At 60.7% G+C, this 23,353-nt stretch carries 23 protein-coding genes and 3 pseudogenes; 25 read left to right on the forward strand and 1 reads right to left on the reverse strand.

The window, feature by feature from the left end; translation table 11 throughout:
- The first annotated feature begins 477 nt into the window (after nt 1–477).
- Genes rluC through PSH84_RS04620 form a run of 3 tightly spaced genes read left to right on the forward strand, consistent with a single transcriptional unit; the run spans nt 478 to nt 3,096 of the window.
- Complete coding sequence (gene rluC / locus PSH84_RS04610) at nt 478–1,434, forward strand: 23S rRNA pseudouridine(955/2504/2580) synthase RluC (RefSeq protein ID WP_060743156.1); 957 nt, start codon at nt 478–480, stop codon at nt 1,432–1,434.
- Entirely contained in the window at nt 1,424–2,086 is a 663-nt protein-coding gene (locus tag PSH84_RS04615; RefSeq protein ID WP_305482349.1) for an HAD-IIIA family hydrolase, read from the forward strand. Before rluC ends, PSH84_RS04615 begins: the two co-directional genes overlap by 11 nt.
- Before the next feature lie 20 nt (nt 2,087–2,106).
- Entirely contained in the window at nt 2,107–3,096 is a 990-nt protein-coding gene (locus PSH84_RS04620; RefSeq protein ID WP_305482350.1) for a S49 family peptidase, read from the forward strand.
- A 161-nt stretch (nt 3,097–3,257) separates the two neighbouring features.
- On the opposite strand, the gene PSH84_RS04625 is transcribed toward PSH84_RS04620, so the two are convergent.
- Nucleotides 3,258–3,836, reverse strand: a complete 579-nt coding sequence (locus PSH84_RS04625) for a Maf family protein (protein WP_305482351.1) — start codon at nt 3,834–3,836, stop codon at nt 3,258–3,260.
- A 105-nt stretch (nt 3,837–3,941) separates the two neighbouring features.
- On the opposite strand from PSH84_RS04625, the gene PSH84_RS04630 reads away from it, so the two are divergent.
- From PSH84_RS04630 to araG, 22 genes and pseudogenes are all read left to right on the forward strand, one after another.
- Nucleotides 3,942–4,469: a YceD family protein gene (locus PSH84_RS04630; protein ID WP_003204262.1), complete on the forward strand. Its 528-nt coding sequence runs from the start codon at nt 3,942–3,944 to the stop codon at nt 4,467–4,469.
- A 13-nt stretch (nt 4,470–4,482) separates the two neighbouring features.
- Nucleotides 4,483–4,665, forward strand: a complete 183-nt coding sequence (rpmF, locus tag PSH84_RS04635) for a 50S ribosomal protein L32 (RefSeq protein ID WP_003179396.1) — start codon at nt 4,483–4,485, stop codon at nt 4,663–4,665.
- A 4-nt stretch (nt 4,666–4,669) separates the two neighbouring features.
- Nucleotides 4,670–5,680: a phosphate acyltransferase PlsX gene (plsX, locus tag PSH84_RS04640; RefSeq protein ID WP_122565890.1), complete on the forward strand. Its 1,011-nt coding sequence runs from the start codon at nt 4,670–4,672 to the stop codon at nt 5,678–5,680.
- A gap of 123 nt (nt 5,681–5,803) precedes the next feature.
- Nucleotides 5,804–6,745 (forward strand): annotated as a pseudogene (gene fabD, locus PSH84_RS04645) (ACP S-malonyltransferase).
- A 15-nt stretch (nt 6,746–6,760) separates the two neighbouring features.
- Nucleotides 6,761–7,504 (forward strand): 3-oxoacyl-ACP reductase FabG, encoded by a 744-nt coding sequence (gene fabG, locus PSH84_RS04650; protein ID WP_092168510.1) that lies wholly within the window; start codon nt 6,761–6,763, stop codon nt 7,502–7,504.
- A 191-nt stretch (nt 7,505–7,695) separates the two neighbouring features.
- Nucleotides 7,696–7,933: pseudogene (gene acpP / locus PSH84_RS04655) on the forward strand (acyl carrier protein).
- A gap of 108 nt (nt 7,934–8,041) precedes the next feature.
- Nucleotides 8,042–9,286: a beta-ketoacyl-ACP synthase II gene (fabF, locus tag PSH84_RS04660; protein WP_122565888.1), complete on the forward strand. Its 1,245-nt coding sequence runs from the start codon at nt 8,042–8,044 to the stop codon at nt 9,284–9,286.
- Nucleotides 9,286–10,101, forward strand: coding sequence for an aminodeoxychorismate lyase (gene pabC, locus PSH84_RS04665; protein ID WP_305467875.1), 816 nt, complete (start codon nt 9,286–9,288; stop codon nt 10,099–10,101). Before fabF ends, pabC begins: the two co-directional genes overlap by 1 nt.
- Before the next feature lie 3 nt (nt 10,102–10,104).
- Entirely contained in the window at nt 10,105–11,226 is a 1,122-nt protein-coding gene (gene mltG / locus PSH84_RS04670) for an endolytic transglycosylase MltG (RefSeq protein WP_305467873.1), read from the forward strand.
- 20 nt (nt 11,227–11,246) lie between these two features.
- Nucleotides 11,247–11,879 (forward strand): dTMP kinase, encoded by a 633-nt coding sequence (gene tmk / locus PSH84_RS04675; RefSeq protein WP_060743157.1) that lies wholly within the window; start codon nt 11,247–11,249, stop codon nt 11,877–11,879.
- Nucleotides 11,872–12,860: pseudogene (locus tag PSH84_RS04680) on the forward strand (DNA polymerase III subunit delta'). Before tmk ends, PSH84_RS04680 begins: the two are co-directional and overlap by 8 nt.
- A 42-nt stretch (nt 12,861–12,902) precedes the next feature.
- Nucleotides 12,903–13,259, forward strand: coding sequence for a PilZ domain-containing protein (locus PSH84_RS04685; RefSeq protein ID WP_122565884.1), 357 nt, complete (start codon nt 12,903–12,905; stop codon nt 13,257–13,259).
- Between the two features lie 11 nt (nt 13,260–13,270).
- Nucleotides 13,271–14,065 carry a TatD family hydrolase gene (locus tag PSH84_RS04690; protein WP_305467871.1) on the forward strand — a complete coding sequence of 265 codons (795 nt, stop codon included), beginning with the start codon at nt 13,271–13,273 and terminating at the stop codon, nt 14,063–14,065.
- Between the two features lie 384 nt (nt 14,066–14,449).
- A complete protein-coding gene (locus PSH84_RS04695; protein ID WP_122565882.1) occupies nt 14,450–15,088 on the forward strand; it encodes a TetR/AcrR family transcriptional regulator in 639 nt (212 codons plus the stop codon).
- A 157-nt stretch (nt 15,089–15,245) separates the two neighbouring features.
- Nucleotides 15,246–16,214, forward strand: coding sequence for a GTP 3',8-cyclase MoaA (locus PSH84_RS04700; protein WP_122565881.1), 969 nt, complete (start codon nt 15,246–15,248; stop codon nt 16,212–16,214).
- Between the two features lie 187 nt (nt 16,215–16,401).
- On the forward strand, nt 16,402–17,007 hold the full coding sequence (locus PSH84_RS04705; protein WP_122565880.1) for a DUF4823 domain-containing protein: 606 nt from the start codon (nt 16,402–16,404) through the stop codon (nt 17,005–17,007).
- A 15-nt stretch (nt 17,008–17,022) separates the two neighbouring features.
- Nucleotides 17,023–17,583: a DUF1285 domain-containing protein gene (locus PSH84_RS04710; protein WP_305467869.1), complete on the forward strand. Its 561-nt coding sequence runs from the start codon at nt 17,023–17,025 to the stop codon at nt 17,581–17,583.
- A gap of 288 nt (nt 17,584–17,871) precedes the next feature.
- Nucleotides 17,872–18,618, forward strand: coding sequence for a FadR/GntR family transcriptional regulator (locus PSH84_RS04715; protein ID WP_003204233.1), 747 nt, complete (start codon nt 17,872–17,874; stop codon nt 18,616–18,618).
- Nucleotides 18,615–19,490, forward strand: a complete 876-nt coding sequence (locus PSH84_RS04720; protein ID WP_305467868.1) for an SMP-30/gluconolactonase/LRE family protein — start codon at nt 18,615–18,617, stop codon at nt 19,488–19,490. The genes PSH84_RS04715 and PSH84_RS04720 overlap by 4 nt, the downstream gene beginning before the upstream one ends.
- Nucleotides 19,491–19,726: 236 nt before the next feature.
- Nucleotides 19,727–20,545 carry an SDR family oxidoreductase gene (locus PSH84_RS04725; protein WP_305467866.1) on the forward strand — a complete coding sequence of 273 codons (819 nt, stop codon included), beginning with the start codon at nt 19,727–19,729 and terminating at the stop codon, nt 20,543–20,545.
- Between the two features lie 174 nt (nt 20,546–20,719).
- Nucleotides 20,720–21,724, forward strand: a complete 1,005-nt coding sequence (locus PSH84_RS04730; protein ID WP_122565877.1) for a substrate-binding domain-containing protein — start codon at nt 20,720–20,722, stop codon at nt 21,722–21,724.
- A 75-nt stretch (nt 21,725–21,799) separates the two neighbouring features.
- Nucleotides 21,800–23,344, forward strand: coding sequence for an L-arabinose ABC transporter ATP-binding protein AraG (gene araG / locus PSH84_RS04735; RefSeq protein WP_305482352.1), 1,545 nt, complete (start codon nt 21,800–21,802; stop codon nt 23,342–23,344).
- Nucleotides 23,345–23,353 lie beyond the last annotated feature (9 nt).

Consider the following 23,353-nt stretch of genomic DNA (forward strand, 5'->3'; position numbering starts at 1 on the left):
AATATAAGCCTAGTGCTACACAGTCCGACGGTTGTACGTCTCCACCCTACACGTATCCCTGATAATTCGGGTGCTGCCGCGCGCAGAATCCGCAGCGGGTTGGCATTTACCGTGAGCTCCGGAAGGGGAGGTCACGCATCATGGCTAATTTAGGCGTTGTTTCCGAAGCTCTCGCTCGGGGTCGTTCGCAGCTGACTGCACTTTGTGAACTGGCCGTGAATGTGGCGCGCAAGGCGAGTCAAAACTCTGCTTTGCGGCGTATTTCAGGCCTCATGTCACCTGCGCTCGTTACACCTGAAAACTCTACCGTTACGTAGCGAAAGCCCCGTAGGACGGCCTCTCGTCCTCGTGAATTGCGTTGGTCAGGGCCGGTTTTTGACCGCTGGTCCACTGTCCAGCCACTTTTGGCGGCGTTCGCGACTATAGCAGCAATGATTAAGTGCTTCAATTCCATAAAAAATTGTTATGATCGCCGCCATGACAACTACTGCCCCTTCGACCCCTGGCGTTCAACTGCTCGAGGTCTCGCCGGAATATGCCGGCCAACGAATCGATAATTTCCTGCTGGCCCGGCTCAAAGGCGTGCCCAAGACCCTGATCTACCGCATTTTGCGCAAAGGCGAAGTGCGGGTGAACAAAGGTCGGATCAAGCCTGAATACAAGCTCCAGGCCGGTGATATCGTGCGCGTGCCGCCGGTTCGCGTGCCCGAGCGCGATGAGCCGGTGCCCTTGGCCCAGGGCTTGTTGCAACGCCTTGAAGCCTCGATCGTCTACGAAGACAAGGCCCTGATCGTGATCAACAAGCCCGCGGGCATTGCGGTTCACGGCGGCAGCGGCCTGAATTTCGGTGTGATCGAAGCCTTTCGTCAGTTGCGTCCGGACGCCAAGGAGCTGGAGCTGGTCCATCGCCTCGACCGCGATACCTCCGGCCTGCTGATGATCGCCAAGAAACGCAGCATGTTGCGCCATCTGCACGAGCAATTGCGCGGCGACGGCGTCGACAAGCGCTACATGGCGCTGGTGCGTGGCCGCTGGGAAACCTCCATCAAGCAGGTTCGTGCGCCGCTGCTCAAGAGCAACCTGCGTTCCGGCGAGCGCATGGTCGAAGTCAACGAGGAGGGCAAGGAGGCGCTGACGGTGTTCAAGGTCTTGCGCCGTTTCGATGACTTCGCCACCTTGGTCGAGGCCAAGCCGGTGACCGGGCGCACGCACCAGATCCGCGTCCATACCCTGCACGCCGGCCACTGCATTGCCGGTGACAGCAAATACGGCGATGACGATTTCACCAAGGAAATCCGCGATCTGGGCGGCAAGCGCCTGTTTCTCCATGCCTATATGCTTACCGTGCCGTTGCCTGATGGTGGCGAGCTGAAATTGCAGGCCCCGGTGGATGACATGTGGGCCAAGACCGTGGAGCGGTTGAGTGCATCCTGACTACAAATTGCTGATCTTCGATTGGGACGGCACTCTTGCCAATTCCATTGGTCGGATCGTGGAATCGATGCATGTCGCGTCGGATCGCTCGGGGTTTGCCCGGTGCGACGATTTTGCGGTGAAGGGCATCATCGGCTTGGGATTGCCGGAAGCGATTCGCAGTTTGTACCCGGAGATCGACGGCGATGAGCTGGTGGTTTTTCGCCAGCACTATGCCGATCACTACATTGCGCTTGAGGCCGAGCCTTCGCCGTTGTTCGAGGGTGTGGTGGAGACGCTCCGGGCCTTGCGGGCCGAGGGTTACCACTTGGCGGTTGCTACCGGGAAAGCTCGTCGGGGCTTGGATCGGGTATTGAAGTCCCACGGCTGGGAGGATTATTTCGACATCACCCGTGCCGCGGATGAAACCGCCAGCAAGCCGCATCCGCTGATGCTCGAGCAGATCCTGGCGCACTGCAACGTGCGGCCGGAGCAGGCGCTGATGGTGGGGGATTCGTCGTTCGACCTGCAGATGGCGCGCAATGCCGGCATGGGCTCGGTGGCTGTCAGCTATGGGGCTCAGACGATCGAGGCGCTACGGGCGTTCGAGCCGCGACTGGCCATTGATCATTTTCCTGAGTTGCACGCCTGGCTGAGCCAGCGGGCCCTTTAAGTTTTGCTGGGGATTCACGCATGACCGATGAATGGAAAGCACCTGTCAAGGCGAGCGCCGAGAGCGGTGATGACAAAAGCTGGAAGCTGTTGGAAAAAACCTTGCTCGCCAGCGTGCAGGAGCAGCGTCGCTCCCGTCGCTGGGGCATCTTCTTCAAGTTGCTGACCTTTACTTATCTCTTTGCTGCGCTGGCGCTGTTCACGCCGCTGATGGACATGGAGAAAAGCGCCGTCGGCGGTTCGGCGTACACCGCCTTGATCAATATCGAAGGCATGATCGCCGACAAGGAGCCTGCCAGTGCGGACAACATTGTCGGTAGCCTGAGGGCGGCCTTCGAGGATCCGAAGGTCAAGGGCGTGGTGCTGCGTATCAACAGCCCGGGCGGTAGTCCGGTGCAGTCGGGGTATGTTTACGACGAGATCGTTCGGTTGCGCGCATTGCATCCGGATACCAAGGTGTATGCGGTCATTGCCGATCTCGGTGCTTCCGGTGCCTATTACATTGCCAGTGCGGCGGACCAGATCTATGCCGACAAGGCCAGCCTAGTGGGCTCCATTGGCGTGACGGCAGCCGGCTATGGCTTTGTCGGGACCATGGAGAAGCTGGGTGTGGAGCGTCGGGTGTATACCTCCGGCGAGCATAAATCCTTCCTGGATCCGTTTCAGCCACAGAAGCCTGAAGAAACCGCTTTTTGGCAGGGCGTGCTCGACACGACTCACAAACAATTCATTGCCAGCGTCAAGAAGGGTCGAGGTGAGCGCCTGAAGGATAAGGAGCATCCGGAACTGTTCTCTGGGTTGGTCTGGTCGGGGGAGCAGGCATTGCCGCTTGGCCTGATCGACGGCTTGGGCAGTGCCAGTTCGGTGGCGCGGGATGTGATCGGTCAGAAGGACCTGGTGGACTTCACGATCGAAGAGTCACCGTTCGATCGCTTCTCGAAAAAGCTGGGAGCGAGCATCGCCGAGCATCTGGCGATGTGGATGGGGTTCCAGGGGCCGGCGTTGCGCTAGCTTCTCATTTCGCGCGATCTTCTGTGGCGAGGAGATTGCTGTGGGAGCAAAGCTTGCTCGCGATGAGCGATAACTCGGCTGGCCTGTATCGTCACGGCGCCTGCATCGCGGGCAAGCCTTGCTCCCACAAATGAATCTCTTCGCCATGCGTGTATGTTGGGTCAGGGAACCTGCACACCCTCGGCCTGCAACATATCCACAAGACGAATCAGCGGCAGCCCGATCAGGCTGGTGGCGTCCGGCCCTTCGGTGCTCTGGAACAGGCTTACGCCCAGCCCCTCGGCTTTGAAGCTGCCGGCGCAGTCGTAGGGTTGCTCGGCGCGCAGGTAGCGTTCGACGCGCTCTGGGTCCAGGGTGCGCATATTGACGGTAAACGGAACGCAATCGACCTGGCAGGCGCCGGTCTGGCTGTTGAGTAGCGCCAGGCCGGTCAGGAACGTGACCCTGGCGCCGCTGGCGGCCAGCAGTTGTTCGCGTGCATTCTCGAAGGTGTGGGGCTTGCCCAGGATGCGCTCGCCAAGCACGGCGACCTGATCTGAGCCGATGATCAGATGCCCCGGATGGCTGCCGGCCAGTGCCAGGGCTTTTTCCCGGGCCAGGCGTTTGACCAGTTCGAGGGCGTGCTCGCCGGGGTGCTGGCTTTCGTCGATATCAGGTGAGCTGCAGACGAACGGCAGTCCCAGGCGGGCGAGCAATTCCCGACGATAGACCGAGCTTGAGGCAAGTAATAAAGGCAGCATGGACATCTCCAGAAGGCAGGCACGAATTCTAGCGAGGCATGCAAGTGACGGACAGGGCTGAATTTCCTTTGACATGGCCGGGGGCATCCCTATAATGCTGCGCCTATGTTGAATGACCCGATTCCACCTCACGTTGACCCGCGCAAATTGGCTGACCGTGGCACCACCCTTCAAGGTGAGCTGCTGCTGGCCGATTTGAAGAGACTCTGCGACCCGCTTTCCGACGATGTCGGTACGGTCCAGGCCAAATTCGTTTTTGAACGAGATGAACGTAAATCTGTGGTTATCCACAGCTTTATCGACACTGAAGTCAAAATGGTTTGCCAGCGTTGTCTTGAGCTGGTCACCCTGCCGATCCACAGCGAATGCAGTTACGCCGTGGTGAAGGAGGGTGCGAATACCCAGTCGTTGCCGAAAGGTTATGACGTGCTGGAACTGGGCGAAGATCCATTGGATCTGCAGTCACTGATCGAGGAGGAGCTTCTGCTCGCCTTGCCCATTGTGCCTGCTCATCATCCGGAAGAATGCCAGCAGCCGGCGGGAGCAGATGAGCCCGAACCGAGCGAGGACGAGGTAACGCGGTCCAACCCGTTCAGTGTATTGGCGCAGTTAAAGCGTGACCCAAACGTTTAGGAGTTAATCAATTATGGCTGTTCAGCAGAACAAAAAATCCCGCTCTGCCCGTGACATGCGCCGTTCGCACGACGCTCTCGAGGCTAGCACCCTGTCCGTAGAAAAGACCACCGGTGAAGTTCACCTGCGTCACCACGTATCGCCAGAAGGCGTATACCGTGGTCGTAAAGTGATCGACAAGGGCGCCGACGAGTAATCACTTGTCCGCTCAAGTCATCGCGATTGACGCAATGGGCGGGGACTTCGGTCCCCGCAGCATTGTTCAGGCCAGCCTTGCTTGTCTGAATGCTACACCCTCGCTGCACCTGACCCTCGTCGGTCAATCCCCCCTCCTGGAAGACATGCTCAGCGGCCAATCGGCTGTGGATCGCGCGCGCCTGACGATTGTCCCGGCGTCCGAAATCATCACCATGGACGAAAAGCCGGCCCAGGCCCTGCGCGGCAAGCCTGACGCCTCGATGCGGGTGGCCCTTGAGCTGCTGCGCGATGGTAAGGTCCAAGCCTGCGTCAGCGCCGGCAATACCGGTGCGCTGATGGCGCTGTCGCGCTACGTACTCAAGACCTTGCCGGGGATCGACCGGCCCGCGATGGTGGCGGCGATCCCGACCCAGCGTGGTTTCTGTCAGTTGCTCGACCTGGGGGCCAACGTCGATTGCAGTGCCGAACATTTGCTGCAATTTGCGGTGATGGGCTCGGTCGCGGCTGAAACCCTGGGCATCGTGCGTCCTCGCGTGGCGTTGCTGAACATCGGCACTGAAGACATCAAGGGCAACCAGCAGGTCAAGCTGGCGGCCACGTTGTTGCAGGCTGCGCGGGGTATCAACTACATCGGTTTCGTCGAAGGTGATGGCTTGTACCGTGGCGAGGCCGATGTGGTGGTCTGTGATGGCTTCGTGGGCAATATCCTGCTCAAGTCCAGCGAGGGGCTGGCCACCATGATCGGCCAGCGCATCGAGACCTTGTTCAAGCAAAGCCTCGCCTCGCGGGTGGTCGGCGCCCTGGCGCTGCCGTTGATGCGCCGGTTGCAGGCGGACCTGGCGCCGGCACGACACAACGGTGCGAGTTTTCTCGGGCTGCAAGGGATCGTGATCAAGAGTCACGGGTCGGCGGGCGTGCAGGGTTTTCAAAGTGCGATCAACCGAGCGGTGATCGAGATCCAGGAGAACCTGCCGGAGCGCTTGCACGGTCGCCTCGAGGATTTGTTAACTTAGGCATTTTCGTCCGACAATGCTTAAATGTGACCGGTCGGTTCAACCCGCCATCCAACTTGCAGTTTGCTAGCGCCCCCAGGGGCGTCAATTTTTGACGACAAGATCATTAGGGGCTTTGTTTTCATGTCTGCTTCCCTCGCATTCGTCTTTCCAGGGCAGGGCTCGCAGTCCCTCGGCATGCTGGCCGAGCTGGGCGCGCAATACCCGCTGGTCCTCGAAACATTCAAAGAAGCTTCCGATGCGCTCGGCTATGACTTGTGGGCACTGACCCAACAAGGGCCGGAAGAGCAGCTCAATCAAACCGATAAAACCCAACCGGCCATTCTCACCGCCTCGATCGCCTTGTGGCGCCTGTGGCTGGCTGAAGGCGGCGCGCGCCCGGCGTTCGTTGCGGGTCACAGCCTGGGCGAATACAGCGCCCTGGTGGCCGCCGGCAGCCTGAGCCTGGGTGCCGCGGTGAAACTGGTGGAGCGTCGTGGCCAGTTGATGCAAGAAGCCGTTCCGGCCGGGGCAGGGCGGCATGGCCGCGATCCTCGGCCTGGAAGACGCCGATGTACTGGCCGCCTGTGCCGAAGCGGCGCAAGGCGAAGTGGTCAGCGCAGTGAACTTCAACTCCCCGGGCCAGGTGGTCATCGCCGGTGCCAAGGCGGCGGTCGAGCGCGCCATCGAGGGCTGCAAGGCCCGTGGTGCCAAGCGCGCCATGCCACTGCCGGTCAGCGTACCGTCGCACTGTGAACTGATGCGTCCGGCCGCCGAACGCTTTGCCGAATCCATCGCTGCCATCGATTGGCAGGCTCCGCAGATTCCCGTGGTGCAGAATGTCAGCGCCAGCGTGGCGCCGGATCTCGAGACCCTCAAGCGCGATCTGCTGGAGCAACTCTACAAGCCGGTTCGCTGGGTCGAATCGGTACAGACCCTGGCAGCCAAGGGCGCGACCGAACTGGTCGAATGCGGTCCTGGCAAAGTGCTGGCAGGCCTGAACAAACGCTGCGCCGAAGGGGCGTGTCGACTTCCAACCTCAATACCCCAGACGCTTTCGCTGCCGCCCGTGCAGCGCAGGCCTGAACAGGAGAAGCTTGCATGAGTCTGCAAGGTAAAGTTGCACTGGTGACCGGTGCAAGCCGTGGCATCGGCCAGGCCATTGCCCTGGAACTGGGTCGTCAAGGCGCCATCGTTATCGGCACCGCGACTTCCGCTTCGGGCGCCGAGCGTATCGCCGCGACCCTGAAGGAAAACGACATTCAGGGCACCGGCCTTGAGCTGAACGTCACCAGCGACGAATCCGTTGCGGCGGTGTTGGCAAGCATTCAGGAGCAGTTCGGCGCGCCGGCGATCCTGGTCAATAATGCCGGTATCACCCGTGATAACCTGATGATGCGCATGAAAGATGACGAATGGTTCGACGTCATCGACACCAACCTGAACAGTCTGTACCGGCTGTCCAAGGGCGTTCTGCGTGGCATGACCAAGGCTCGTTGGGGTCGAATTATCAGTATCGGCTCGGTTGTGGGTGCCATGGGCAACGCAGGCCAAGTAAACTATGCTGCGGCGAAGGCCGGTCTGGAAGGTTTCAGCCGTGCGCTGGCGCGTGAAGTGGGTTCGCGCTCGATTACGGTAAACTCGGTTGCACCGGGGTTCATCGACACCGACATGACCCGTGAACTGCCGGAAGCACAGCGCGAAGCCTTGTTGACACAGATTCCGCTGGGTCGTCTGGGGCAAGCTCAAGAAATCGCGTCCGTGGTCGCTTTTCTTGCGTCGGACGGTGCGGCATACGTGACCGGGGCTACAATCCCGGTGAACGGCGGGATGTACATGAGTTAAATGTGACGGATTGCTTCAAAAAAATGTCATACGAGCTGTCTAAAATCCGTTATAAAGCTGCAATCAATTTATAGACGGCGGGCCGCTGGGTTTGAGGAGTGAAGCTTTCGGTTGAAAAACCGAAAAGTTCTTCTATACACTTACCCACCGGCCAGCTGCCTGAATTTGTCCATTAGGAGTGAAAACAAGGTATGAGCACCATCGAAGAGCGCGTCAAGAAAATCGTTGCCGAGCAACTGGGCGTTAAAGAAGAAGAAGTTGTGAACACCGCTTCCTTCGTAGAAGACCTGGGTGCCGACTCCCTTGACACCGGTTGAGCTGGTGATGGCTCTGGAAGAGGAATTCGAGACCGAGATTCCTGACGAAGAAGCTGAGAAGATCACTACTGTACAAGCTGCTATCGACTACGTTACCAGCCACCAGGCGTAATCGTTTTTAGTCGTCGCTAGCTGTCATGGAAAAACCGCACTGCCGTCACGGCGTGCGGTTTTTTCTTTAGGCCTGATGCAAAGTCGTCATTAGAAAAAGGAGAGTGCTGTGTCGCGTAGACGCGTCGTAGTCACCGGTATGGGTATGTTGTCGCCACTGGGCACGGATGTGCCGAGCAGTTGGCAGGGCATTCTGGCTGGCCGCAGTGGCATTGGTCTGATCGAACACACTGACCTTTCTGCCTATTCCACCCGTTTTGGCGGCTCGGTAAAGGGCTTCAATGTCGAGGAATACCTGTCGGTCAAGGAAGCCCGCAAGCTCGACCTGTTCATTCAATACGGTTTGGCAGCCGGTTTCCAGGCAGTGCGTAACGCCGGCCTGGAAGTCACCGACGCCAACCGTGAACGCATCGGCGTGGCCATGGGCTCGGGTATTGGCGGCTTGACCAATATCGAAGAAACCAGCCGCACGCTGCACGATTCGGGGCCGCGACGGATTTCTCCGTTCTTCGTGCCGGGCTCGATCATCAACATGATTTCCGGTTTCCTGTCCATCCATCTGGGGGCGCAGGGACCCAACTACGCCATCGCCACGGCGTGTACCACCGGTACCCACTGCATCGGCATGGCCGCACGCAACATCATGTACGACGAAGCCGACGTGATGATTGCCGGTGGCGCTGAGATGGCCGCTTGCGGTCTCGGCATGGGCGGTTTCGGCGCGTCCCGTGCGCTGTCGACCCGCAATGATGAGCCCGCCCGTGCGAGCCGCCCGTGGGACAGGGGCCGCGATGGCTTCGTACTGTCCGACGGTGCCGGTGCGCTGGTGCTCGAGGAACTGGAGCACGCCAAGGCGCGTGGGGCGACCATCTATGCCGAGCTGATCGGTTTTGGCACCAGTGGCGATGCGTTCCACATGACCTCGCCACCGGCCGATGGCGCCGGTGCGGCCCGTTGCATCGTCAATGCCTTGCGTGACGCGAAAATCAATGGCGAGCAGGTGCAGTACATCAACGCCCACGGCACTTCGACCCCGGCCGGCGACCTGGCCGAAGCCCAGGCGATCAAGACCGTGTTTGGCGAGCACGCCTACAAGCTGGCGGTCAGCTCGACCAAGTCCATGACCGGTCACCTGCTGGGTGCGGCTGGGGCGGTGGAAGCGATCTTCAGCGTACTGGCGATCAACAGCCAGACGGCGCCGCCGACCATCAACCTCGATGAGCCGGACGACGGCTGCGACCTGGACTTCGTGCCGCACACCGCCCGCAACATGGCGATCGATGTGGTGCTGTCCAACTCCTTCGGCTTTGGCGGGACCAACGGTTCGCTGGTGTTCCGCCGGTTCGCCGGTTGATGGAAAGCTGGGTCGACGGTCAGCCGGCCGACGTCCTGTCGCTGAAAGATCGCGGCCTGGCTTACGGCGATGGGTTGTTCGAAACCATTGCCGTGCACGATGGCAACCTGCTGTTGCTGGAGCGTCACCTGCAGCGCCTGGATGCAGGTTGCCAGCGGCTGGCGCTCAACGTCGACATGAGCGCGTTGAGCGCCGAGCTGGACGCCTACGCCCGCTGCCTGGGCGACGGTGTGCTGAAGCTGATCGTGACCCGTGGCGACAGCCTGCGCGGTTATGCCGCTGATCCATCGGCTCCGGCCAGGCGCATCCTGCAAGGCAGTCCACCGGCCGCTTATCCCGCCGGCCATGCCGAACAAGGCGTCTACCTGTTTCCCTGCACCGTGCGTTTGGCCGAGCAGCCTTTGCTCGCCGGGCTCAAGCACCTCAATCGCCTGGAACAAGTGCTGGCCCGGGCCGAATGGCGCGATGCGCAGTACGCCGAAGGTCTGATGCTGGACGCGTCCGGACGGGTGATCGAAGGTGTGTTCAGCAACCTGTTCCTGGTGCGCGATGGCGTCTTGTTCACGGCGGACCTGAGCCGTTGCGGTGTGGCCGGCGTGATGCGCGCCGAATTATTGTTTCAAGCCAAGTCCCAAGGCATCGCCACCCAAATCACCGACATCCGCCTCGAACAACTGCACCAGGCCGATGAAGTCTTCGTCTGCAACAGCGTTTATGGCGTGTGGCCGGTACGCGGATGCGGTTCGGCGCGCTGGTCGGTTGGCCCGCTCACCCGTAAACTGCAGACCCTTGCCCGTGCGCTATTGGATGTTTGATTCGTGAGACGTAAATTCTTGCTGCTGCTGGAGACCGGACTGGTCCTGGCAGGGCTGTTGTTGGGTGCTTCGGCCTGGAAGATTCATTCGGCGCTGCAACAGCCGCTGAACATCACCCAGGAAGAATTGCTGGACGTGCCCAACGGGACCACCCCGACCGGAACCCTCAAGCGCCTCGAAGCCGATGGCCTGATCAAGGACGCCTTCTGGCTGCGGATCTATTGGCGCTTCAATCTCGCTGGCCAGCCGTTGCATTCCGGGGAATACCGGATGGTACCGGGCATGACCATGGAAGGCCTGATCGCTGTCTGGAAACGCGGCGAAGTGGTTCAGTACAGCGTGACGCTGGTGGAAGGCTGGAATTTCCGCCAGGTGCGCGCCGCACTGGCCAAGGATGAAAAACTCCAGCAGACCCTCACCGACCTGAGCGACAGCCAGGTCATGGAGCGTCTGGGGCATTCGGGGGTATTTCCCGAAGGCCGGTTCTTCCCGGACACCTATCGCTTCGTGCGCGGTACCTCGGATGTCGACCTGCTGAAGAAAGCCTACGACCGCTTGGAAGACGTGCTCGCCAAGGAGTGGGCCCAGCGTTCCGCCGATGTGCCTTATACCTTGCCGTACCAGGCGCTGATCATGGCATCCCTGGTGGAGAAGGAAACCGGCGTGCCCCAGGAGCGCGGGCAGATTGCCGGCGTTTTCGTGCGGCGCATGCGCCTGGGCATGCTGTTGCAAACCGACCCCACGGTGATCTACGGCCTGGGCGAGCGCTACACCGGCAAGCTCACCCGCGCCCATTTGAAAGAAGAAAACCCCTATAACACCTACCTGATCCCGGGCTTGCCGCCGACGCCGATTGCGATGGTGGGGCGTGAAGCAATTCATGCTGCGTTGAACCCGGCGCCGGGCAACAGCCTTTACTTTGTCGCGCGTGGCGATGGCAGCCATGTGTTTTCCGATGACCTGGAGTCGCACAACAGCGCCGTGCGCGAGTTCCAGCTCAAGCGCCGTGCCGACTATCGCTCCAGCCCGGCCCCGGCAACGCCGGACGAGCAGATGCCGATCCCGGCGGCATCACCCGACACGGCCCCTGAACCGGACGCCAGCGAGCCACCGAGCCCGCAATGACTTTGATTAAGGATCGCCCCGTGACTGGCTTGTTTATAACGCTGGAAGGCCCGGAAGGCGCCGGCAAGAGCACCAACCGCGAATACCTGGCCGAACGCCTGCGGGCCGCCGGCATCGAGGTGGTATTGACCCGCGAGCCGGGCGGTACGCCGCTGGCCGAGCGCATTCGCGAGGTACTGCTGGCACCCCTCGAAGAAGTCATGAACCCTGACACTGAGCTTCTGCTGGTGTTCGCTGCCCGGGCGCAGCACCTGGCCGAGGTGATTCGCCCGGCGCTGGCCCGTGGCGCCGTGGTGCTCTGCGATCGTTTTACCGATTCGACCTACGCCTACCAGGGCGGCGGCCGGGGCTTGTCCGTGGAGCGCATCGCCGCGCTGGAAACCTTCGTCCAGGGTGACCTGCGACCAGACCTGACCCTGGTGTTCGACCTGCCGGTGGAAATCGGCCTGGCCCGCGCCAGCGCCCGTGGCCGGCTGGATCGTTTCGAGCTGGAGGGCCAGGATTTCTTCAACGCCGTGCGCAATGCCTTCCTGGGGCGCGCCAAGGCCGATCCGGCGCGTTACCTGCTGATCGATGCCGCGCAGCCGCTGACCCAGGTCCAGCAGTCTCTGGATGGCTTGCTGCCGCGTTTGTTGGAGCGTGTCCGTGGCTGAAGCCTATCCCTGGCAAGACGGTCTCTGGCAGCAACTGGCCGGTCGTACCCAGCATGCCCACGCTTACCTGCTGCACGGCCCGGTCGGTATCGGCAAGCGGGCACTGGCCGAACGCCTGATGGCCAGCCTGCTGTGCCAGCGCCCGGGTGTCTCGAACGCCTGTGGTGAATGCAAGTCCTGCCTGCTGCTCAAGGCCGGCAGCCATCCCGACAATTACGTGCTGGAGCCGGAAGAGGCGGACAAGGCGATCAAGGTCGACCAGGTCCGGGACCTGGTCAGCTTCGTGGTCCAGACCGCGCAGATGGGCGGGCGCAAAGTGGTGCTGATCGAGCCGGTCGAGTCCATGAACATCAACGCCGCCAACGCCTTGCTCAAGAGCCTCGAAGAACCTTCCGGCGATACCCGTGCTGCTGCTGGTCAGCCACCAACCGAGTCGCTTGCTGCCGACCATCAAGAGCCGCTGCGTGCAACAGGCCTGTCCGCTGCCGAGCGAGGCGATGAGCTTGCAGTGGCTGGCCCGGGGCCTTGCCTGACAACACCGATGAAGAGCGTGTCGAGCTGTTGACCCTCGCGGCCGGTTCGCCCCTGGCGGCTGTCAGCCTTCAGGCCCAAGGTGTGCGCGAACAGCGGGCCTTGGTGGTGGATGGGGTGAAGAAACTGCTCAAGCAGCAACAATCCCCCACGCAGTTGGCCGAGGGCTGGAACGCCATCCCGCTACTCCTGCTGTTTGACTGGTTCTGCGACTGGTCGAGCCTGATCCTGCGTTACCAGTTGACTGAGGATGAGGCCGGCCTTGGGTTGGCGGACATGCGCAAGGTGATCCAGTACCTGGCGCAAAAAAGCAGCCAGGATAAAATCTTGAACATCCAGGACTGGATTCTTGCCCAACGTCAGAAGGTGCTGAGCAAGGCGAACCTCAATCGGGTGCTGTTGCTCGAGGCGCTGTTGGTGCAGTGGGCGAGTTTGCCTGGTCGAAACTGACAGACACGGCCTAGACTGAGCTCAACCGTAGCGGAGATCAGCATGAACGAACCTGTCAGCCCCGGACCACGCAACGGCATCCTGTCCCTGACCATCAAGGACAAGTCGGTGCTTTACGCCGCCTACATGCCCTTCATCAAGAACGGCGGCCTGTTCATTCCGACCAACAAGAATTATCGCTTGGGCGACGAAGTGTTCATGCTGTTGAGCCTGATGGATGAGTCGGAGAAAATCCCGGTCGCCGGCAAGGTGATCTGGCTGACCCCCAAGGGCGCCCAGGGCAATCGGGCCGCCGGCGTGGGCGTGCAGTTCAACGACGGCGACAATTCGGCCCGCAATCAGATCGAAACCCACTTGGCCGGCTCCCTGAAGTCCGACCGTCCCACCCATACGATGTAGCCTGGCCTTTTATGCTTGTAGATTCCCATTGTCACCTTGACCGTCTCGACCTCGCTGCCCATGGCGGTTCCCTGGATGCTGCGCTGGACGCGGCCCGTGAGAGGGGTGTAGGGCACTTCTTGTGCATCGGCGTCAGCGCCGACAACGCCGCCGACGTCAAGGCCTTGGCCGAACGTTATGCCGATGTCGATTGTTCGGTCGGCGTCCACCCGCTGGACGTCCAGCCCGACGCCGCGCCGGCGCTCGATTGGCTGTTGCGTGAGCTCGATCATCCACGGGTGGTCGCCATTGGCGAAACCGGCCTGGACTATCACTACGAGCCGGAAGCTGCCGACGTGCAGCAAGCCTCGTTCCGGCTGCACTTGGAGGCCGCCCGGCAGACCGGCAAGCCGGTGATCATCCACACCCGCGGCGCCCGTGCCGACACCTTGGCCTTGCTGCGTGATGCCGCGTTGCCCCAGGCCGGTGTGCTGCATTGCTTCACCGAAGACTGGAACATGGCCAAGGCCGCCCTGGACATGGGCTATTACATTTCCTTGTCCGGGATTGTCACGTTCCGCAATGCCGATGCCCTGCGGGACGTTGCCAGCAAAGTACCGGCTGATCGGTTGCTGGTGGAGACCGACTCGCCTTACCTGGCGCCGATCCCGTATCGCGGCAAGCCGAACCTTCCGCAATACGTACGGGAAGTGGCAGAATTTCTGGCGATGTTGCGCGGTGAGTCCTACGAGCGGTTTGCCGAGCAGACGACGGAAAACTTTAAGCAATTGTTTCCGCTGGCTCACGTCCGTCCGGTGAATGCCTGAATTTCATGCAAAAAAAACCCGGGTTCTGGGGGGTGAATCCGGGTTAAGACCATTAGGAGTAAAACAAAGGCACGCGGTCCGTTGGTACCTTTATCAGCGCGTCACTTGGGGGAGATGTCGCGCCGACAGTTCAAGTATTGATCAGTATGCCAACCCGTCCAGTCTGGCCGGGGTGGTTTTTAAACAAATTTGGAATACGCTCGCTTCGGATAAGTTCTCACTGTCGCCAAAGCTCGCCAGCGCGGCGCATTGGCGCGGGAAAAGGCGAGCCGGGTGTGTACGGTTTTGTGAAGAACAGTGGCCGAGAACGGATGATCCGTGCATTTTTGCGTAAGTTAGGCATAATACCCGGCTTCGAATTTTGACCCTTCAGACCTTTTTCTTATGCACAAAGAACCCCGTAAGGTCCGTGAGTTTCGCCGCCGCGAGCAAGAAATTCTCGACACCGCGCTCAAGTTGTTCCTCGACCAGGGTGAAGACAGTGTCACCGTCGAGATGATTGCGGATGCCGTGGGTATCGGCAAAGGCACGATTTATAAACATTTCAAATCCAAGGCGGAGATCTACCTGCGCCTGATGCTCGACTACGAGCGCGATTTGAACGAGCTGCTGCATTCGGCCGATGTGGACAAGGACAAGGAGGCCCTGTCCCGGGCGTACTTCGAGTTCCGCATGCGCGACCCGCAGCGCTACCGCTTGTTCGACCGTTTGGAAGAGAAGGTGGTCAAGGGCAACCAGGTGCCGGAGATGGTCGAGGAGCTGCACAAGATCCGCGCCTCCAACTTCGAACGCCTGACCCTGCTGATCAAGGGCAGGATCAGTGAAGGCAAGCTCGAGGACGTTCCGCCTTATTTCCACTACTGCGCTGCCTGGGCGTTGGTGCACGGCGCGGTGGCGCTGTATCACTCGCCGTTCTGGAGCAACGTGCTGGAAGACCAGGAAGGTTTCTTCCAGTTCCTGATGGACATTGGCGTGCGTATGGGTAACAAGCGCAAGCGCGATACCGACCACCCGAGCAGTTGACTGGCCGCACAGGCAACAAGACATTCAGCTGCCTTATTGCGCCATGTCCGCTTACATGGCGCAGTGCCCCAGTAATATACTCAGGCTTGGGTCTTGCGAAATCTTGATTTCTAGGTCAATTTTCGTGAGTCCGTTTTTTCTCATGCCGGAGTGATCCATGATCGTTGACCGTCAAGGCAGGCGTTTCCGTAATCTACGGATCAGCCTGACCTCAGCCTGCAATTATGCCTGTACCTACTGCGTGCCTGATGGCAAGCGGTTGGTGGCTGCGCAGGATGAACTGTCGGCCGACGCCATGGCGCGCGGCGTGGCCTATTTGATCGAGGCGGCCGGTATCGAGCGGCTGCGCATCACGGGCGGCGAGCCGCTGGTCAGCCCCAAGCTCGAGCGTTTCATGACGGCGGTGGGGCAGATGGGCCTGGAAGACATCAGCCTGACCACCAACGGCCAGTTGCTGGCGAAAAAACTGCCTTTGCTGGTAGACGCCGGTATCCGTCGCATCAATGTTTCCCTCGACACCCTGGACCCCGCTGCGTTTCGCAGTATCGCCCGTGGCGGTGACCTGGCGACCGTGCTCGACGGCATGGAACAGGCCCGGGCCGCCGGGCTGAAGATCAAGGTCAACATGGTGCCGTTGCGCGGGCAGAACCTGGACCAGGTGATGCCTTTGCTCGAATACTGCCTGGAACGTGGCTATGAGTTGCGTTTCATCGAGTTGATGCGCATGGGCCACCTGGCCAGCGACTCCAATGCCTTCCTGCAGCAGTTCGTCAGCCTCCAGCAATTGCTCAGCCTGATCGGCGATCAATACGAATACCTGCAAGCCAACGCGCCGGTGGATGCCACGGCGGTGCGCTATGAGATACCGGGGCTGGGGCACTTTGGCGTGATCGCCAACGAAAGCGTGCCTTTTTGCCGTACCTGTTCGCGACTGCGGTTGTCTTCCACGGGCTGGCTGCACGGCTGCCTGTCGTCGAGTAACCGTCACTTCGTCGGCGACCTCCTGGACAAGCCTCGCCACCAGGCCCTGCCGGCGCTTCAGCGCTTGCTGGTCAAGGCCTTGGGGGACAAGCAGGAAGTGGCGTTCTCCGGTGGCGCGACCATCATGAAGATCATCGGCGGCTGATCTATTGCTATCGCGGGCAAGCCTTGCTCCCACAAGTACGACGCTTACCATGTGGGAGCAAGGCTTGCCCGCGATAGCAATTTCCCATTCACTTGGGTTCGTCTGCCCCCCATCTTGATGAGCTGGCGCAAAAGCTGCATCCCACGACCATTCGCCGGTTTTCCGACACCGGTTTTTGGAGGGTAGGATGCGTAGCCTGGTTTTACTGCTGGCCGTTTTGGCGCTTGGCGGTTGCATGAATGTCAGCGACATGGGAGAGGGCGTTCGTTATCACATGAGCGACGCCGGCCTGCTGGACCATAGCGACAGCCGTCGGGTGAACAACCTGCGTATCCAGCCCGACTCGTTCATCTACATCGCCCAGGGCGCCTTCGCTCCGCCGGGCAGTGCCTATCCGCGTCCCAACGTCGTGGCCGAAGAAGCCTTCAATGGCTTCATCGAATATTTCCCCATGGTCCGTCGCGCCCGTGTTCCCGAAGGCCTCGACCAAGCCATGGGCGAAGCCCGTGCCGCCGGTGCCCATTACCTGCTGTACACCCGCTTCGCCAAGGCTGACAACCGCATCGGCAACACTGACGAATGGCAGGATGAAGAAGCCGTGGATCGCCTGGGTGTTGATACCAGCGTGATTCAAATCATGTTGATCGAGACCAGCACCCAGTATTTGATTGATACTGCACGAATCAAGAGTCGTGGCGGTTTACTGACGTTGCACGACAAACAGCCCCAAGACCTCATCGCCCCGCCGTTGCGTGAATATGCCCGTAGCCTGTTGGGGATGAGTGACGAGTAATTACAAGGAGTCACCATGAGCGGACCGCAAAAAGCCAATGACTTGCTGGGGCAGATCCCCAAGACCAAAGGCCTGCCGCCGGTCCACTTGTGGAACCCTGACTTCTGCGGTGACATCGACATGCGCATCGCCCGGGACGGTACTTGGTATTACCTGGGCACGCCCATCGGGCGAAAGCCGATGGTCAAGCTGTTCTCCACCATCATCCGCCGCGACGGCGATGTTTACTTCCTGATTACCCCTGTGGAAAAAGTCGGCATCAAGGTCGACGACGCGCCGTTTGTGGCCGTGACCCTTGAGGTCGAAGGGCAGGGGGAAGGGCAGTTGTTGCGTTTCACCACCAATGTCGAGGAAATCACTGAGGCCGGCGCCGAGCACCCGTTGCGGGTGGTGATCGATCCCCAGACCCAGGAACCGGCGCCCTACGTGCATGTGCGCAGCAATCTCGAAGCGCTGGTCCATCGCAATGTGTTCTACCAACTGGTGGAGCTGGCGGTCAGCCGCGAGATCGACGGGCAGCGTTGGTTGGGCGTGTGGAGCGGCGGCGAGTTTTTCCCCATCGGCCTGGAGCCCTGATCCTCTGTAGGAGCGGTGGTTGATCCAACACCTGTGTTGGCTGGATGATCGCTATCGCGAGCAAGCTCGCTCCCACAGTGAATTTGGGGTGCCTGCAATATCTGTGGGCGCCACCAAACCCTGTGGGAGCGAGCTTGCTCGCGATGACGGCAGCATTATCAACATCTCCTGAGCTGACCCACCGCTATCGGCTCGCTCCCCCAGGTGGGCTGCGTAAAAATTAAAATTGACACCCAATCGTATGATGATTAGCGTGGGCCTCCAATAAGAGTGGCCCGCGGGGTTTTCATGTCCAGCAGTTTTCATGCGTCGACCGTCGATTGGCTGGGGGGCTGGATAGCCGCTGGCCAGGTCAAGCCTGGGCAAACCATCAAGGTCGAGGCGGACTTGGGCGAGCAACTGGGCGTCAGTCGCACGGTGATTCGCGAGGCGATCAAGACCCTGGTCGCCAAAGGCATGCTGGAAGTCGGGCCGAAAGTCGGCACGCGGGTGTTGCCGGTGCGCCGTTGGAACCTGTTCGATCCCCAAGTGGTGGGCTGGCTGTCACGCAGCGGCCTGCCGGAAAACTTCGTCGATGACTTGCTGGACCTGCGCCGTACCATCGAGCCCATGGCGGTGCGCTGGGCCTGCGAGCGGGCCACCGCCGATCAGGTGCAGGCGATCCGACTGGCCTACCATGCGCTGGAGCGGGCGGTGGACAGCGGCGCCGATTACAACCGCGCCGACCAGTTTTTCCATGAGTGCATCCTGGCCGCCAGCCATAATCAATTCATCGAACAAATGGTCCCGGCCCTGGGGGCGCTGCTGGCGGTGTCGTTCGAGGTGTCGGCGGCCGACCCCGATGAACTGCGCCGCACCTTGCCCATCCACAAGGACATCGCCGACGCCATCGCCGCCCGTGACGCGGCGCGTGGCGTCTGGGCCTGCATGACCCTGATCGATAACGCTGACCTGGCGATCAAACGCTTTTACCCCAATGTCATGGCCGGTCGAACAGACGCCGCCGGGCAAGCCGGGAACGGGAGGTTTCAATGAAGTGGACGGCTGTGACGGAACACCGGGCGAGGTTGGGCGAAGGACCCTTCTGGGATGCGCCGACCCAAGCGTTGTATTGGGTCGATATTGCCGGCAAGCAGGCCCTGCGGCTGATCGGCGCCAATGTGGAGATCTGGCAGATGCCCGAGCATGTCTCCGCCTTCATACCGACCCAGAATGGCGACGCCTTGGTGACCCTGAGTAGCGGTGTCTACCGCCTCGATCTTGATTCGCCGGGCCTGGAACCGCGCCTGACGCTGCTGCGCATGGCTGACCCCCAGCCCGGCAATCGCGCCAACGAGGCCCGTTGCGACCCCCTGGGTCAACTCTGGCTTGGCACCATGCAGAACAACATTGGTGCCGAAGGCGAGGACTTGCCGATCGAGCACCGCTCCGGCGGCCTGTTTCGCATCGGGAGTGATGGCCGGGTCCAGCCCCTGTTGCGCGGGCTGGGCATTCCGAACACCTTGCTCTGGAGCCCTGATGGCACCACGGTGTATTTCGGCGACAGCCTGGATGGCACGTTGTATCGGCACTTTATTTACCCGGAAGGCAACCTGGCGCCTGCCGAGGTCTGGTTCGGCCCGCATCCGCGTGGCGGTCCGGATGGCTCGGCGATGGATGCCCGAGGCTATATCTGGAACGCCCGCTGGGACGGCAGTTGCCTGCTGCGGCTGACCCCGAATGGCCAGGTCGATCGGGTGATCGAACTGCCCGTCAGCCGCCCGACCAGTTGTGTGTTCGGCGGTGAAGACCTCAAGACGTTGTACATCACCAGCGCGGCGAGCCCGGTGGGTCATCCGCTGGACGGTGCCGTGCTGTCGATGCGTGTTGACGTGCCGGGCGTGGCGTGTACGAGGTTTGCTGGATGAATCCCAAAATATGGGATGTAAATATATATATTGAGATTGTTTGGCGGCCGGGTTTATAGTCGGCTCCATCGGCAATACGCACTCACACTAAAAAAACAAAACAGGTGAAGTGATGCAACGATCTTTCCTCGTACGCCCCGGTGGCGTACGCCGGCCACTGTTCTTTCAAGCGCCTTCGCGCCGGTCATCCGTGGATGCCCGGTTTTTGTCGTGCCCGCACGCAGGAGCCTTGAGCCATGGCTGAGCCCTTGGTCTTGCCACCCGTGCCGGAGCCACCCAAGGGCGAACGCCTGAAGGACAAGGTCGTGCTGTTGACCGGTGCCGCCCAAGGCATTGGCGAAGCCATCGTCGCGGCGTTCGCTTCGCAACAAGCCCGGCTGGTGATCAGTGATATCCAGGCGCAGAAAGTCGAGGCGGTAGCCGCCCATTGGCGTGAACGCGGCGATGATGTGCAAGCATTGCAGGCCGATGTGTCGAAGCAGCAGGACTTGCAGGCCATGGCCCGTCGCGCCGTCGAGCTGCACGGTCGCATCGATGTGTTGGTCAACTGCGCCGGCATCAATGTCTTCCGTGACCCGCTGGAAATGACCGAAGAGGACTGGCGTCGCTGTTTCGCCATCGACCTGGATGGCGCCTGGTACGGCTGCAAGGCGGTGCTGCCACAGATGATCGAGCAGGGCGTGGGCAGCATCATCAACATTGCCTCCGTGCATTCGTCCCACATCATTCCCGGCTGTTTCCCTTACCCGGTGGCCAAGCACGGCCTGCTCGGCCTGACCCGCGCCCTGGGCATCGAATACGCACCCAAAGGGGTACGCGTCAACGCCATCGCCCCGGGTTACATCGAAACCCAACTGAACGTCGACTACTGGAACGGCTTTGCCGATCCCCATGCCGAACGCCAGCGTGCGCTGGATCTGCACCCGCCACGGCGTGTCGGGCAACCGATCGAAGTGGCAATGACGGCCGTGTTCCTGGCCAGTGACGAAGCACCGTTTATCAATGCCTCATGCATCACCATTGATGGAGGACGTTCGGTCATGTACCACGACTGAATATTCCTGGGTTGCAGTGGGAAACTTCGCCTGTAATCCAATCATCATACGATATGACTATTTAGGCCTATGCTGTGTAGCAACTTGATGTAACCGCCCAGCCTGCGCATTTCCACCGTCGGTGGAGCAGACCCTGGACGTTTGGCTTTCAATAAAAAAAACAAGGAGTCAACTATGAAACATCGTCGTGGGATCCGTTCCCTGTGTCGCGCCGCCCTGGCGGTTACCGCAGTCAGCCTCAGCAGCAGCTTGCTGGCGGCCGATCCCGTAAAAATCGGTTTCCTGGTCAAACAGGCTGAGGAGCCTTGGTTCCAGACCGAATGGGCGTTCGCCGAGAAGGCGAGCAAGGACAAAGGCTTTGAGTTGATCAAGATCGCCGTGCCTGATGGCGAGAAGACCCTCTCGGCCATCGACAGCTTGGCCGCCAACGGGGCCAAGGGCTTTGTGATCTGCCCGCCGGACGTATCCCTCGGCCCGGCCATCATGGCCAAGGCCAAGCTCAACGATCTCAAGGTGATTGCCGTGGACGACCGCTTTGTCGACGCCAGCGGCAAGTTCATGGAAGACGTGCCGTACCTGGGCATGGCCGCGTTCGAAGTGGGTCAGAAGCAAGGTCAGGCCATGGCCGCTGAAGCGAAAAAGCGCAACTGGGACTGGAAAAACACCTACGCCGTGATCAGCACCTTCAACGAGCTGGACACCGGCAAGAAGCGCACCGACGGTTCGGTCGATGCCCTGAAGAAGGCCGGGATGCCGGAAGACCACATCCTTTATTCGCCGCTCAAGACCCTCGACGTACCCGGCAGCATGGACTCCGTCAACTCGGCGTTGGTGAAGCTGCCAAGCGGCGCGACCAACCTGATCATCGGCGGCATGAACGACAACACCGTGCTGGGCGGCGTACGCGCCACCGAAGCGGCCGGGTTCAAGGCGGCCAATGTGATCGGTATCGGTATCAATGGCACCGATGCCATCGGTGAATTGAAAAAGCCTAACAGCGGCTTCTTCGGTTCGATGCTGCCAAGCCCGCACATCGAAGGCTACAAGACCGCCGAAATGATGTACGAGTGGATCACCACCGGCAAGGAGCCGCCGAAGTACACCGCCATGGACGAGGTGACGCTGATCACCCGGGAGAACTTCAAGCAGGAGCTGGAAAAGATCGGCCTGTGGAACTGATGGCCGGTTGATTCAAAAGCGGCCCTGGTCACATGAGTGGCGGGGTCGCTTGATCTCTGTAAGTTCGAGGTGGTTATGCAAGCGCAAACAGCGACACGGCAACACAACATCGGCGGCAGCTTGCGGTTCAACGGGATCGGCAAATCCTTTCCCGGCGTGCAGGCGCTGGCCAATATCAGTTTCGTCGCACATCCGGGGCAGGTGCATGCCTTGATGGGCGAGAACGGCGCGGGCAAGTCCACGTTGCTGAAGATCCTTGGTGGCGCCTACATCCCGAGCAGCGGTGACCTGCAGATCGGCGAACAGACGATGGCCTTCAAAGGCACCGCCGACAGCATCGCCAGCGGGGTGGCGGTGATTCACCAGGAACTGCACCTGGTGCCGGAAATGACCGTTGCTGAAAACCTGTTTCTCGGCCATTTGCCGGCGCGTTTCGGCTTGGTCAATCGTGGCGTGCTGCGCCAGCAGGCGCTGACGCTGCTCAAAGGCCTGGCCGACGAGATCGATCCGCAGGAAAAAGTCGGTCGCCTGTCCCTCGGCCAGCGCCAATTGGTGGAAATCGCCAAGGCCTTGTCCCGTGGCGCCCACGTCATTGCCTTCGACGAACCCACCAGTAGCCTGTCGGCCCGGGAAATCGACCGTTTGATGGCGATCATCGCCCGCTTGCGAGACGAGGGCAAAGTGGTGCTGTACGTCAGCCACCGCATGGAAGAAGTGTTCCGCATCTGTAATGCGGTGACGGTGTTCAAGGACGGTCGTTATGTCCGGACCTTCGAGGACATGAGCGAGCTTACCCACGATCAGTTGGTCACGTGCATGGTCGGTCGCGACATCCAGGACATCTATGATTACCGCCCTCGGGAGCGCGGTGATGTGGCGCTGCAGGTGAAGGGCCTGCTGGGGCCGGGCTTGCGCGAACCAGTGAGCTTCCAGGTGCACAAGGGCGAGATCCTCGGCTTGTTCGGGCTGGTCGGTGCCGGTCGTACCGAGCTGTTTCGCTTGCTCAGTGGCCTGGAGCGCCAGAGCGAGGGAAGCCTCGTGCTGCACGGCAAGGAATTGAAATTGCGTTCGCCCCGGGATGCCATCGCCGCTGGCGTGCTGCTCTGCCCGGAAGATCGCAAGAAGGAAGGCATCATCCCGTTGGGCAGCGTGGGCGAGAACATCAACATCAGTGCGCGCCCGGCTCATTCCACCCTTTGCTGCCTGCTGCGCGGTGATTGGGAGCGGGGCAATGCCGACAAGCAGATCAAGTCGCTGAAGGTGAAGACCCCGGCGGCCAGCCAGAAAATCATGTACCTGTCCGGCGGCAATCAGCAGAAGGCGATTCTCGGTCGCTGGCTGTCGATGCCGATGAAAGTCCTGCTGCTGGATGAACCGACCCGTGGCATCGACATCGGCGCCAAGGCGGAGATCTACCAGATTATCCACGACCTGGCGGCCGATGGCATCGCGGTGATTGTGGTGTCCAGCGACCTGATGGAAGTGATGGGCATTTCCGACCGAATCCTGGTGCTCTGCGAAGGGGCCATGCGCGGCGAGCTGCCGCGTGACCAGGCCAATGAATCCAACCTGCTGCAACTGGCGCTGCCGCGCCAACGCGTTGCCGACGCGGCGAACTGAGAGGTAAAT

This window comes from Pseudomonas beijingensis (genome assembly GCF_030687295.1).
GTDB lineage: Bacteria > Pseudomonadota > Gammaproteobacteria > Pseudomonadales > Pseudomonadaceae > Aquipseudomonas > Aquipseudomonas beijingensis.